The organism is Saccharibacillus sacchari, from assembly GCF_037722395.1.
Lineage (GTDB): Bacteria > Bacillota > Bacilli > Paenibacillales > Paenibacillaceae > Saccharibacillus > Saccharibacillus sacchari_A.
On record NZ_JBBKAR010000045.1, the window covers coordinates 185,993 to 198,018 of the forward strand.

14 protein-coding genes are annotated in these 12,026 nt (G+C 53.0%); 6 read left to right on the plus strand and 8 right to left on the minus strand.

Features of this window, described 5'->3' with window-relative positions; all coding sequences use genetic code 11:
• Positions 1 to 5: 5 nt before the first annotated feature.
• From WKI47_RS17560 to WKI47_RS17570, 3 genes are all read right to left on the minus strand, one after another.
• Complete coding sequence (locus WKI47_RS17560) at positions 6 to 695, minus strand: DUF4956 domain-containing protein (protein WP_340228464.1); 690 nt, start codon at positions 693 to 695, stop codon at positions 6 to 8.
• Positions 688 to 1,497 (minus strand): polyphosphate polymerase domain-containing protein, encoded by an 810-nt coding sequence (locus WKI47_RS17565; RefSeq protein ID WP_340228465.1) that lies wholly within the window; start codon positions 1,495 to 1,497, stop codon positions 688 to 690. The genes WKI47_RS17560 and WKI47_RS17565 overlap by 8 nt, the downstream gene beginning before the upstream one ends.
• Before the next feature lie 338 nt (positions 1,498 to 1,835).
• Positions 1,836 to 2,414, minus strand: coding sequence for a hypothetical protein (locus tag WKI47_RS17570; protein WP_340228466.1), 579 nt, complete (start codon positions 2,412 to 2,414; stop codon positions 1,836 to 1,838).
• 184 nt (positions 2,415 to 2,598) lie between these two features.
• On the opposite strand from WKI47_RS17570, the gene WKI47_RS17575 reads away from it, so the two are divergent.
• A complete protein-coding gene (locus tag WKI47_RS17575; RefSeq protein ID WP_340228467.1) occupies positions 2,599 to 3,279 on the plus strand; it encodes a response regulator transcription factor in 681 nt (226 codons plus the stop codon).
• Positions 3,279 to 4,694: an ATP-binding protein gene (locus WKI47_RS17580; protein WP_425355477.1), complete on the plus strand. Its 1,416-nt coding sequence runs from the start codon at positions 3,279 to 3,281 to the stop codon at positions 4,692 to 4,694. The genes WKI47_RS17575 and WKI47_RS17580 overlap by 1 nt, the downstream gene beginning before the upstream one ends.
• A gap of 275 nt (positions 4,695 to 4,969) precedes the next feature.
• On the opposite strand, the gene WKI47_RS17585 is transcribed toward WKI47_RS17580, so the two are convergent.
• The 3 genes from WKI47_RS17585 to WKI47_RS17595 form a co-directional block, all read right to left on the minus strand.
• Positions 4,970 to 6,169: an S-layer homology domain-containing protein gene (locus WKI47_RS17585; RefSeq protein WP_340228468.1), complete on the minus strand. Its 1,200-nt coding sequence runs from the start codon at positions 6,167 to 6,169 to the stop codon at positions 4,970 to 4,972.
• A 114-nt stretch (positions 6,170 to 6,283) separates the two neighbouring features.
• Positions 6,284 to 6,994, minus strand: coding sequence for a hypothetical protein (locus tag WKI47_RS17590; protein WP_340228469.1), 711 nt, complete (start codon positions 6,992 to 6,994; stop codon positions 6,284 to 6,286).
• Positions 6,991 to 7,671 (minus strand): RNA polymerase sigma factor, encoded by a 681-nt coding sequence (locus tag WKI47_RS17595; protein ID WP_340228470.1) that lies wholly within the window; start codon positions 7,669 to 7,671, stop codon positions 6,991 to 6,993. Before WKI47_RS17595 ends, WKI47_RS17590 begins: the two co-directional genes overlap by 4 nt.
• Between WKI47_RS17595 and WKI47_RS17600 the strand changes: the two genes are divergently transcribed.
• Entirely contained in the window at positions 7,655 to 8,020 is a 366-nt protein-coding gene (locus WKI47_RS17600) for a hypothetical protein (RefSeq protein ID WP_340228471.1), read from the plus strand. The genes WKI47_RS17595 and WKI47_RS17600 overlap by 17 nt on opposite strands.
• Before the next feature lie 160 nt (positions 8,021 to 8,180).
• Here the strand turns inward: WKI47_RS17600 and WKI47_RS17605 are convergent, their stop codons facing one another.
• Positions 8,181 to 8,750: an SEC-C metal-binding domain-containing protein gene (locus tag WKI47_RS17605; protein ID WP_340228472.1), complete on the minus strand. Its 570-nt coding sequence runs from the start codon at positions 8,748 to 8,750 to the stop codon at positions 8,181 to 8,183.
• Positions 8,751 to 8,851: 101 nt separating this feature from the next.
• Entirely contained in the window at positions 8,852 to 9,457 is a 606-nt protein-coding gene (locus tag WKI47_RS17610) for a hypothetical protein (RefSeq protein WP_340228473.1), read from the minus strand.
• 244 nt (positions 9,458 to 9,701) lie between these two features.
• Between WKI47_RS17610 and WKI47_RS17615 the strand changes: the two genes are divergently transcribed.
• The 3 genes from WKI47_RS17615 (at position 9,702) to WKI47_RS17625 (ending at position 11,946) form a co-directional block, all read left to right on the plus strand.
• Positions 9,702 to 10,499: a phosphatidate cytidylyltransferase gene (locus tag WKI47_RS17615; RefSeq protein WP_425355480.1), complete on the plus strand. Its 798-nt coding sequence runs from the start codon at positions 9,702 to 9,704 to the stop codon at positions 10,497 to 10,499.
• A 233-nt stretch (positions 10,500 to 10,732) separates the two neighbouring features.
• Positions 10,733 to 11,314: a hypothetical protein gene (locus WKI47_RS17620; RefSeq protein WP_340228475.1), complete on the plus strand. Its 582-nt coding sequence runs from the start codon at positions 10,733 to 10,735 to the stop codon at positions 11,312 to 11,314.
• A gap of 26 nt (positions 11,315 to 11,340) precedes the next feature.
• Entirely contained in the window at positions 11,341 to 11,946 is a 606-nt protein-coding gene (locus WKI47_RS17625; protein WP_340228476.1) for a hypothetical protein, read from the plus strand.
• Positions 11,947 to 12,026 lie beyond the last annotated feature (80 nt).

The following is a 12,026-nucleotide window of genomic DNA, read 5'->3' on the forward strand; positions in this document are numbered from 1 at the left end:
GAATCTTAGTATTCCGCCGTCACCGGAGGAGCCATCGTCAGCGACAAATCGAGATTGCCGTTGCGGGTCCGGATGGAGTCGAGGAACGCTTTTTGGTTGACGTTCTGGTCCATCGTGACGGAGTAAACGAGTTCGTACAGACTGCCGAGTTCGGTGGTGCGGATTTTTTTGAGTTCATGCTGCACGCCGAATTTGCTGAACACTTCTTCGAACGCTTCTTCGTAGCCGAGGTTTTCCGGGATGGTGACTTTGAGCGTTTTTTGTTGCGACTTTTTGACGCCGAATTTGAAGCGGCTGAGCACGAACATCACGACGCAGAGGATCAGGGTGAACAGAACCGCGTAGCCGAGAGAGCCGACGCCGCAGGCGAGACCGGCTGCCATCGTGAACAGGACGTACGTGATGTCTTTCGGATCGCCCGCCGCGCTGCGGAACCGGATGATCGAGAACGCGCCGGCCAAGCTGAAGGCGCGGGCTACGTTGCTGCCGATCATTAAGATGATGACGGCGACGACGATCGGGAGAACGATAAGCGTGAGGGTGAAGCCCTGGGTATAAGTGGCTTTGTTCGTTTTCATATACGTCAGGCTGATAATCAGGCCCAGCACGATCGCCAGGCCGATGGTCACCAGCGCGTTGGTCAAAGTCAGGTCGGTGGTACTCGTCGTGGTACTGTTGAGGATGGAATCAAGCATAAAGCACAGTCTCCTTTTCGGTGGCGCGTTCCGCAGTCGGAAGATCGCTGATCGCGTTCAATTGAATGTTGGGTTGCAGGTTAGGCATCATTTGTCTGGTTTTCAGCAGCTTTTTGTATTCGTTGCCGTATTTCGAAAAGCTCGTCCGGTACAATCCGTGCTCCGACAGCATTTTGGACAGCCACGCCGGTACCGTTTTTTCCGCTTTGACTTCCATCAACCATTGGCCCGGCTGCATCAGTTGTTCGCCGTAGTCGCCGCGTTCCAGTTGGACGTCGTAACGTCTGCACCGGATATTCGTGTCGAAGGTGATGCGCAGATCGCGGCTCGTTTTGTCGAACAGCGCTTTGCGGTCGTAGGAGAGATACACTTTCGGTTCCAGATCGTACAGGCGGAGGAAGTATTCGATCTCGTCCAGCACCTGGGCGTTCATGTACGGTTGGAACTCCGGCGCCTGTCCGGTGCGGACGAACTCGTAAGCTTCGTTCAGCTTCAGCGCCGTGCGGCGTTTGTTGACCAGGCCGAACACTTTCTTTTTGATTTCGAGATAGACTTTCGCGTCTTCGTTCGGTACGCCGTAAGCCCGGAGACGAAGTTTTTCCTTGTATTTCGGTTTGGCCAGGCTTTGACGGATAAGCGAATCGTGCGGCGTATCGAAGTACAGGTTGCTGATCGAATAAAATTCGTTTTTGTTGTATTCGTCTTTCTCCATATATTCCAGCAGCGCCGCGTAAATTTTCTCGTAAGCCGCATGATCCATCAGATACTTGCTCTCGTACCGGTTGAAGACCTCGATTGCCATGTTCCTCGTTCCTTTCGTGTTGAAGTTGTCGGTGTTCCCTTGCCATATCCGTATCTTAGGCCCGCAACCTTTAACGAATCTTAAATAAATCGAGAAGTTTGTAAAATGTTGCGGGAAAAGGTGCGGGGATTTTACGCGGGGTTTACAAATCGTTTTTTCGGATGCCTTTCCGCCGACCGGGCGCACGCCAAAAAGCGGACGTTAACGTCCGCTTTCGGCTGTCCAGAAGGTCGCGTTGGCGCGGGAAACGAGAAGTCTCCGAAAGAACTTCGTTCCGGCCGCGGGCCGACATCGGGAAAAGAAGGAATGGTTATCGAAGCTGCGAAGCCCGGCCGGCATCAGGAACGGAACAATTCAGGATGCTGCTGCGGGCAAATACAGTTGCGGTCGTTTTGCGGAGGATCGATCAGAAGGTCGGCCAACTCGCGCAGCAGCGGCTCTACGCGTTCCGCAACCGCCGACACGGTCGACTCCTTGACGGAATACCGGTCGTCCGGATCGGAGACGCTGATAGTCAGCCGATCGCGGTGCACCCATACGTAAACCGGAACGCGGGCGATCTCCGCATGGCCGGGTTGGCGCAAATCCGGATACTTTTTGATTTCGAAAAAGCTGAACGCTTCGTTCTCCCGTCGTGGCCGCATCGGCAGCAAAGCGATGCCTAGCACCTCGCATACCGCTTCGAGCCGCTCGCGGCTCGGCACGGATATGGCGGCCAACAAACGGTCGCCGTCGTTCGAATGCCCGCCGTACGCGCGGCAAAACCGCATATACCGCAATTTGTTCGCCCAACGCTTCAACTCTTCCCGCGAATTGACCCGATACAGATAACGTATCCAAAACGCTTCTTGCCGAGCTTGTTCGCGGGCCAGCCCTTCTGCCGCGGACCGCTCGCGCTCATTGTTACGCTTGTCCATGCGCATCTCTCCTTCGGTTTTGAACGCTGTCGTATTTTTATTACTATAATACGCCGGCACGCCGCTTGAACCGCGTATCCGAAATCGCGAAAAGTTACTTAAGGTTGATTAAAGCCTTTCCCGTTATAATAAAGAAAGCAAAACCACCGAATCGCGACAAACTTAAACAGAGGGTGAATACACTATGCGAATTCTGATCGTGGAAGACGAACTGCATTTGGCGGAAGCTTTATCGCAGATTTTGAAAAAAAACAATTATTCGGTCGACGTGGTGCATGACGGCGAAGACGGACTGGACTACGCGCTCAGCGATATTTACGACCTGCTGTTGCTCGACATCATGCTTCCGGGCATGGACGGCATCAGCATTTTGAAAACGGTGCGGAGCAAAGGCATGGCGGTTCCGGTCATTTTGCTGACGGCCAAAGGCGAGATTCCCGACAAGATCGCGGGACTGGACCACGGGGCGGACGATTACGTGGCGAAGCCTTTTTCCTCGGACGAACTGCTGGCGAGAATCCGGGCGGCAATGCGCAGAAAAGGCGAGGTCATGCCGGAAGACGCGCTCAAGTTCGGCGACCTGGAACTGAACGCGACCAATCCGAAGCTGACGGTGCGGGGCAAAGAAATCAAGCTGAACCCGAAAGAAAGCGAACTGCTGGAACTGCTGATCGTGCGCAAGCAATCGGTGACGTCCAAAGAGCAGATCATCGAAAAGCTGTGGGGATTCGACTCGGAAGCGGAGCATAACAACGTGGAGGTCTATATCTCGTTTTTGCGTAAAAAACTGAACTTCCTCGGCTCGGAAACGCGCATCACCACGATCCGGGGCGTCGGCTACGTGCTGGAGGAGGGCAAAGCGTAATGGGCGGCTTCAATATCAAAGGCATGCCGATGAATTCCTTGTTCAAAAAGCTGCGCAACCGATTCCTGATCGTCAATCTCGTCACGATCGTGATCATCATGCTGGTGGCGTTCGCCACGATCTACACGATCACGTACCGGCAGGTGCACGACGAGATCGGCATGGATCTGGAACGCACCACGAATATGTACCGGAGCGGACTCAACGGCGCGATGCCGGGCGGCGGGTCGGGGCAAAACGGGACGAACAACAACGCATCCGGGACGCAAAATTCGGCAAACGGCAGCGACGGTGCAAACAGCGGCACGAACAGCAACGTATCGGGCGCGCAAAACGGCGGCTTCGGCATGGGCGAACCTCCGATGGACGGCTTCGGCGGGGATAACGCGCCGGAACGCTCGGTATCGTTCATGCTGCTGACCGACGCGTCGGGCGCGATCACCGATACCGAATCCCGGTTCAATATGAGCGAATCGGACTACACGCAGGCGCTGGCGCAAGCGGTCGCGAACGGCAAAGACAGCGGCGGCTTCACTCTGAGCGACAGCCGCTGGACGTTCGACCGGATTCAGACGGACGACGGCACGATGTACGTTTTTATCGATACCACGTCGCGCGAAGAAATTTTGACGACGTTGATTTACGCGTTCGCGGCGGTCGGGCTCGGCATGTTGATCGTGCTGTTCTTCTTTAGCCGATTTTTCGCCAACCGTTCGATCGAACCCGTGCGCGAAGCGTTCGAGAAACAAAAGCAGTTTATCGGCGACGCTTCGCACGAGTTGAAAACGCCGCTGGCGGTCATCAACACGAACGCCGACGTGCTGCTGGCGAACCGCGACGAGACGATCCGCAGTCAGGAAAAATGGCTGCGTTATATCAAATCGGAAACGGAGCGCATGGCGAAGCTGACCGGCGATCTGCTGTATCTGACGGAGATGGACGATTCGCGCTCGAACATGATCCAGGCGCGTTTCGATCTGAGCGACGCGGTGGAGAACGTCATGCTGACGATGGAAGCGGTCGTATTCGAAAAAGACCTGACGCTGAATTACGATATCGAGCCGGGTCTCGGCATCGTGGGCAGCCGCGAACAGATCGTGCAGGTGACGATGATCCTGCTCGACAACGCGATCAAATACGCCAATCCGCGCGGAGTGATCGACGTCTCGCTGCGACATGAACACGGCGAGATCGTGCTCGACGTCAGCAACACCGGCGAAGGCATCCCCGCCGAGCATCTGCCGCGAGTGTTCGACCGCTTTTACCGCACGGACAAATCGCGTACCCGCTCACAAGGCGGCCACGGCCTGGGCCTGGCGATCGCCCGCTCGATCGTGGAGCAAAACAAAGGACGCATCTCGGCCAAAAGCACGCCGGGCGCGAAAACGACGTTTACGGTGCAGTTTCCGGCTTGAAGTCGGACTGGTGCAGATTGGTGAAGGTCGCTCCGCGCGCAACAGGCTCCTTAACGACCATTCGAAAATGTGGCGTACGTCCATCATTTCCACATCAAACAAGCCCGGAAACGCCAAAATGTTGCAAGCTTCCATCACTTCGAACCGGTATCCGCAGAATAAGCGGAACGCGGCAGAGAAGGATGGACAGCTGCAACATTTTTTGGTTTACGATGCGGTTTTCGGGAAAATGATGGATCTGTGCCACATATAGCCGAAGGAGTCGGCGAAACGCGTCAGTCCGCGATCAGGCTCGGCGTCGCCGGAGCGGTTACCGCGCCGTTTTGGCTTGTTACCGCAGAACCGTCGCCGTTCGAAGCGAAATCGAACGCGTAACCGTAAGCGGTCGAAGCTTTGAAGGCTTGCAGTTGCTCCGCCGTGAACGTGCCGGAGATGTAGGTGTATTCGGCTTTTTGCAGATTGCCTGCATACGTCCAGGCTTTGGCGTAGCCGATCTCGTAGCCCAGCGATTGAAGGCGTTTCAGTTCGGCTTTGCCTTTGGCGCTTTGCGGGTCGATCGGAGCGCCGTTTTCGAACAGCGTGACGGACACCTGGAACTTCGCTGCTTTGCCGGATTTTTCCTCGATCGCCCGATTCACGCTGCCTGTCGAGAAAAATTTGCCGTTTGCCGGGGACGCATAGCTGCCGGATGCCGGAGTCGAGGCCGGTTTTTCGTGCGGCAGCACGTCGATGGTCCGCTCGCCGGTCGAAGATTTGTCGCCCGGCAGAATGTCGATAGTGCGTTCGTCGCCCGTTCCCGGTTGGTAGGTGCCTTTTCCGTCGAGATCGGCCGCGATTTTGTCCAGGTACTCCACCGCGTTGTAGAGGACGACGGCGGCATCGGCACGCGTGATTTCTTGCGTCGGATTGAAGTTTTTGCCGTCAGCCGGCTTCGCGATGCCCAGCACGATCGCAAGCTGTACGGAATCCAGGTATTCCGGGTTCAGCTTGTCGAGATCCGCGATGTCCGGCGTAGCCACGTCGATCGCGGGCATTTTGCCGACAGCCTGCAAGCCGGTCATCACGTAGTCGATATACTGCTCGCGGGTGATTTTCGCGGACGGATTCACGTTTTTCGGAATATCCACGCCGTTGTTGTAGGCATAACCGAAAGCGTTGGCGTACCAGGCGTCTTCTTTGACCGAAGGGAACAACGTGTTCAGCGCGATCAGCGCGTCGGTTTGCGTTTTCTCGTCCAGCTTGAAGCCTTTGACGATCAGTTGCAGCGCTTCGGCTTGGGTAAGCTGCGATTGCGGCGCGAACGAAGTGGCGCTTACGCCGTTTACGATCTTTTTGTCATGCAGCGCGAGGATCTTGGCCTGGCCCGGCACGTTGTTCAGGTCTTTGAATCCGGCGGAAGCGGCGTTGGCGTAACCTCCGAGCGAAGCGGCGATCAGGGAAGCGGACAGGACTGCGGTTGCGATTTTTTTATTCATGTGTAGTTCCTCCTTGGAAGGTTCGAATTTGTTTTTGGCGTTCTACCCTACAAGACGGACGTTTTGCATTTCGGTTATTTTTTCGATCCACTTTTTTAAAAAAGATTTGGCGGATTAATTCAGGTCGGTCCGAATCCCGTTGTCCGCAGACACCGGCGTACCGTCCCCGTTGGTCGCAAAACGCAGCGCGTAACCATAAGAATCCGAAGGCTGCAACTGCTCAAGCTGCTGCGCCGTCAGGAAGCCCGCCGCGTACCGGTAAGGCTTTTGCTCACCCGCTCCTTCGTAGGCCCACGCTTCGGCGTAACCGACATTCAGCCCTAGATCGAGCAAACGCTTCAGCTCGCTTTTGACTTCGGCGCTGTCGGCTTCCAGCGGAATGCCGCTTGCAAACAAGTCGATCGCGACGAAGTATTCCGTTTGCGGATCGGCGTTGTTTTCCACCGCGGCGCGCACGGCTTCGTCGTATACCGTTTCGCCGTTTTGCGGAGCGGCCGTCATGCCCGGAGCCGTGCCGCCGCCCGGAAGATTGTCCGCCGGACGGTCGATGACCGGTCCGGAAGCGGTGTAGACCGCGCTTTTGCCGAGATCGAATAGTCCGCCGTTCACGACCAGCAGGATCGCGGCCGCCGCGACGAGCAGCGAAGCCGCCGCCGCGCTCCATAACGTGCGCCGCTTTTTGCGATCCGTCGCCGACCGAGCTTCTTCCTCGTTCGCCGGGATCGCGCCTGTCGACTGCCTCAGCGCCATCACTTTCTCCAAACGTTCCAACAGTTCGTCGTCCGCTTCGCCGATCGCTTCATATAGATGTTCCGCTTTGCTCATGGCTGCATCCCTTCTTTCTCCAAAAACTCTTTTAATTTGCCTCTCGTTCGGAACAAACTGGCTTTGATATTGTTGGGGTTAACGCCGAACGTGTCCGCCATCTCGGCGATTGGCATGCTGTGCCAGTACCGCGCCAAAAACAAATTGCAGGCCGTCTCGGGCAGCGTGCGCAAAAAGTCGTTGATGACGCGTCCCAGCTCTTTGCCCAGCACGATACTTTCCGTATCGGGACCGCCGGGGATCGCTTCGCTTAGTTCTTCCAGCATCGGAGCCATTTCCCCGCCGCGCCGCTTCGCTTTTTTGCTGCGGAACTTGTCCAGCGACAGATTGCGCACGATCCGGCCGACGAAAAACGCCAGTTTGCCGGGCCGCTGCGGCGGTATCGCGTTCCAGGTGCGCAGCCACGTATCGTTGACGCACTCTTCCGCGTCTTCCATGCTGCGCAGGATGTTATACGAAATGGAATAACAGTATCGGCCGTACTCTCGCGAAGCTTCCCCGATCGCCGATTCGCTGCGGTTCCAGAACAGGTCGATGATGTGCTCGTCTTTGGAGTCGTGAGTTGAGTCGGAGAGTTCGTGGGCGGAGTCGGTTAGTGCTGCGTCGATTGGTGATTCGTTGGCAAGCTCGGTAAGCGCTTCTTTATCGGATGGTCCATTTTTGGATGATTCGTTCAAGGTCAAGCTCCTTTCCGGGTTCGCGTTCCCTTCACTTCTACAGACGGAAATTGCGAAGATCGGTTACTTCGAAGATTCCGAAATTGCCTATCTTTTTTCTTTTTCGGAAAACGGACGTCCAGAAAAGATACGCACAGCAAAAAAGCCGCCCGGAAGGCGACTTGAACGGCCCGGAAAGACCGGAAAGGAACGACGTTGTAGCGCGATGTCCTCTCTTTTTGCGTCCTGCATGCTGCTCGGCGAAAATAAGTGCGAAAAAGCAACTATTTCCCTCCCGCAAGACCGTTTTCGAAAAATAAGTGCGGATATGCAATTAATCTTGCCGTTTGAAGCGGAATCTCTCTTTTAGCGATCAATTAGTTGCACTCTAGCACTTATTTCGTCAAAAAGTCGATTTGCGCGCGGAATAGTTGCATTCTGGCACTTATTTGCAGCAACAAGAGCCGAAAGGCGGCTTTTCAACGCTCTCGCCGAATCGCCGGCGGCAAACGGTCTGTCGATTACCGATTTTATGCCTCGACCTGAAAATCCAGTTCGAATCCTTCCGACTGGTCTACGCGCTCGCCGCGCGTCAACTCCGAGCGCAGCAAATTGCCGTTTTCGTCCGTCGTCAATACGGCGCCAAAGACGCGGGACTCTTCGCTGATTCCTTCGGCCAATGCCGATGCGGCGAACGCCAGCAGCGGTCGCAGGATTTCCTGATCCTGAAACTCGCCGAACACCAATCCGCTCCATACCCGGTTAGCCAAAGCTTGCAGCAGACGGCGTTCCGTCGGCAGGAAGCCTTCGCCGTAGCGGGTGAACGCATGCAAGCGGGCGCCGTCCAGATCGTCCAGCAGATCGCCCGCGAGTTCCATCAGCTCGGTATCCAGTGCTTCGGAGCGCGCTTCGTGTTGCAGGCGTTCGTTAAGCGCGTCGATCCTCGTTATATAGAAGCTTCGCGGCGCGAATGCCGGATCGGCTTTTTTCAAATCCGCGAATTTCGAGGAGTCGACGAACGCGATTTCTTTGTCGATGCAGCACTTTTTATACTTTTTGCCCGAACCGCAAAAGCACGGGTCGTTCCTTCCGATTTTCAATCTGCTCGCTCCTTTGGCTTTTGGACTTTCCGTTCAGACGTTCGCGGCGGTCGTTTCGATTTATGCCGTTCCCTATCGTTTTATACTTTTCTATCCCGATTTTATACCGTCTCTTCGCGTTCCGCGAGCTGCGCGGAGGCAGGCTGCGCGATCTCTTCGTCCGGGGAAGCCGCATGTTCGTACTCGCTCAGCCGCCCTTCGTACACCAATAGCATGCGCTCGCTCTGACGGAAATCGTCCGGGGTAACGAGTGCGGGCAGCTTGTTCCAGATTTTGATGCCGGACCGATGCAGAATCTCCGCCACGAATTGCGAACAAAAATACGAGTTGCTGAACTCCACAGGCTCCTTGAAGGCTACGCCGACGATCCCGAGCAGATTGTACAGATACTTTTCCCGACTGCGGATAAACACGTTCAGTACCCGCTTCATTTTCTCCACTTCGCGCTCCGACACGTTCAGTTCGTAGATCATGCAGGTCGTGTTGGGGTAGCGGCTGAACGTGCCTGTGCGAATATCTTCGCGCACGAAGCCGCCGTCGATCGGGTTGTACGGATTTTTTCGGCCGAAGCTGTACAGCTCCGTCAGCTCGCGGTTGAACGAGATCGAGGCATGATTGTACGGCGCGCGCGTGTAGACCCGGATCATCCGAGTGAACAGCGTGCCGGTATTGGTCAGTAAAATGTACACGGACCGTTGATCCGTCATCGTAGACTTCCCCTTCCGCCTGGGCGCCGGGCCAACTTTCATGTTGCGCCTTTTTGAATGATTCCCTTATGATAGCATAGTCAAGCGGTTACGACTGCTATTTTACCCTTAAGTTGGTGATGATTTGTTCAGCTCCTATATCGTGTTGTTGATTGTGCTTGCCGTGCTGATTGCCGCGAATGCGGTCTACTGGTTCTTCAGCCGACGTCAACCGGACAAAGATTATTCCTCTATAGGCACTCGCATGAAAACCTGGTGGGGCATGTTCTTCATTTTCTGCCTCGCTACCTTGTTCACGCCTACCGTGTCGCTTATTTCTCTCATGGTGCTCTGCTTCTTCGCGCTTCAGGAATATTTCTCGATGATCCGCGGCACGCGCAAAGCGGATCGGCGGCTGTTCCTGTGGGCATATCTCGCCATTCCGGTGCAATTCTATTGGATCTACACGGGCTGGTACGGCATGTTTATCGTGTTTATTCCACTCTACGTGTTCCTCGTGCTGCCGATTCCGCGTCTGCTCGGCAAAGGCACGTTCGGCTTCCTTCGCAGTGTCAGCTCCACCCAATGGGGCCTGATGCTCATGGTGTTCGGTCTCAGCCACTTGGCGTACTTCCAGTTTGCGACCCCGGAATACGGCGGCGGGCTGGTGCTGTTTCTCGTCGTGCTGACGCAGATCAACGACGTCGTACATACACTGGTGTCGCTTTATTTCGGAAAAAGAAAAATCGTGCCGACCGCCAATCCGCAGCTGACCTGGGAAGGCTTCGTGTGCGCGTTCATCGTGACGATGGGAGCTTCGCTGGCGCTGGCCCCGTACCTAACGCCGTTTAGCCCTACCGCCGCTGCGTGGTTCGGCGCGCTGCTCGCTTTGGCGGGTCTGTTCGGCAGCCTGACGGTTTCCGTGTTGAAACGCGACCTGCTCGTCGGCGACGAAGACAAGGCGGCGACGCTCAAGAAAAGTTATCTCAGCCAGATCGACAGTCTTACCTACACCGCTCCGGTGTTTTTTCATGCGGTACGGTATTTTTTCGAGTTTATGTAAAAAAACAAGCGCATCCGTCTTTCAAAGGGCAGATGCGCTTTTTGCGACGTTTAATTCTGTTGCAAAATACCTATGCAAATTTAAATATCTATGACTCTAACCCCCTAAACTTTACACACATATGATTTTTTATTTTCATTAATTGATTTTTAAAGGTATAATGTATTTTATATCCTTTTTATATTTATTATTTAAGGATAAATTCTATTTGTATTGGATGGTGCTAAGATAATATGAGAATTGCTAAGTCGATCAAAAAAGCTCTAATCTTAAGCCTTGTTCTTACACCAATTGCATTACAATGTGCTCCTTCTGATGCCAATGCCGTTAGGCTTTTAGGCGGGAGACCTACTGCAATACAAGATGTATGGTATTCAGATTCTGTATCCAGCTATGGTTATGTTGCTGCATTAGACGAAGCTCGATTTAGATGGAACGACACTTCTTCAAAAGTAAAGATAACGCGAGTTATATCCTCTGCTGGAACGCCAGACAAATACTATGTAGGTGTTTCAGAAATTCGTACTCGTTGGGGATTACAAACTCCTTATAAATTATCTTCTGGTAGTTACATAACGGCAAGCAACAATGAAACTTGGGCTTTCAGTACAATGAGTATTTATTACAACAACATGTTCTTAGATAATTTTTCACCAGAAGAAGTCATATCTAATGCCGGCCATGAATTCGGTCATTCCATAGGATTAGGAGAAACTCCTCCTAGTGGCCCTAGCTCGCTCATGAAGCAAGGTGTTCAATCCATTGGTCCCACTAGCTACGATATTTCTGAGATTAGACTCAAAAGAGGAAACTAAAATTATTTCGAAAGGAAGGATTTATTTTGAAAAAAAAATCAAAGTATATTGTAGCTTCCTTGTTAACAGTAACAATTCTTGCAACGACAGCTATTGTTTATCATAACCATGATAGCGCTTCAACAACTCCATATACAAAGGTCACAAACTTATCGGCAAATTCACTTAAGTTGCAAGATATCGATCAATTGGACGATTATGTTGAACTTGTAGTTGTAGGATATGCTACTGAAGATTTTTCAGATAGAGAACATAAAATAAAAGCATATGGAGATGGATATCTTCAAGATTTTTCTACAAGGACGAATATAAAAATCGATAAAATATTAAAGAAACCAGCAGATTTTCCAGAAGATCAAAAAGAGTTGACGATAATCGAACCGGTTAGCCTTCAGGATGAAGAAAAGATTACAGCTGAGAATTACATCGAGCTAAAAAAAGATGAACCGAGTGTAATCTTCCTGATGAAAAACAGCTTTGGGGACTACTCTTTAGTTAATGATAACTTAGGGAAAATCATATTAACCGATGAAGATCCAGAAGCACCTATGCAATCTTTAACTAAAGCCGAATTATCAGAATACGACGCATTTCGTAAATCTGTACTGGAAAAATATAATCTTAATCAGTAATCATACAAAAGCTGTATGTTTCTTTTTAATTGGCTCTTCAACATAAGATGTCCTTGACTCAATTTGTGGATTCTAAGTCT

Excerpts from the sequence above, each read along its gene's own strand:
- WKI47_RS17610 (WP_340228473.1), bottom strand. The coding sequence starts at position 9,457 with ATGACGGATCAACGGTCCGTGTACATTTTACTGACCAATACCGGCACG.
- WKI47_RS17560 (WP_340228464.1), bottom strand. The coding sequence starts at position 695 with ATGCTTGATTCCATCCTCAACAGTACCACGACGAGTACCACCGACCTG.
- WKI47_RS17575 (WP_340228467.1), top strand. The coding sequence starts at position 2,599 with ATGCGAATTCTGATCGTGGAAGACGAACTGCATTTGGCGGAAGCTTTA.
- WKI47_RS17580 (WP_425355477.1), top strand. The coding sequence starts at position 3,279 with ATGGGCGGCTTCAATATCAAAGGCATGCCGATGAATTCCTTGTTCAAA.
- WKI47_RS17570 (WP_340228466.1), bottom strand. The coding sequence starts at position 2,414 with ATGGACAAGCGTAACAATGAGCGCGAGCGGTCCGCGGCAGAAGGGCTG.
- WKI47_RS17615 (WP_425355480.1), top strand. The coding sequence starts at position 9,702 with ATGAAAACCTGGTGGGGCATGTTCTTCATTTTCTGCCTCGCTACCTTG.
- WKI47_RS17620 (WP_340228475.1), top strand. The coding sequence starts at position 10,733 with ATGAGAATTGCTAAGTCGATCAAAAAAGCTCTAATCTTAAGCCTTGTT.
- WKI47_RS17565 (WP_340228465.1), bottom strand. The coding sequence starts at position 1,497 with ATGGCAATCGAGGTCTTCAACCGGTACGAGAGCAAGTATCTGATGGAT.
- WKI47_RS17585 (WP_340228468.1), bottom strand. The coding sequence starts at position 6,169 with ATGAATAAAAAAATCGCAACCGCAGTCCTGTCCGCTTCCCTGATCGCC.
- WKI47_RS17590 (WP_340228469.1), bottom strand. The coding sequence starts at position 6,994 with ATGAGCAAAGCGGAACATCTATATGAAGCGATCGGCGAAGCGGACGAC.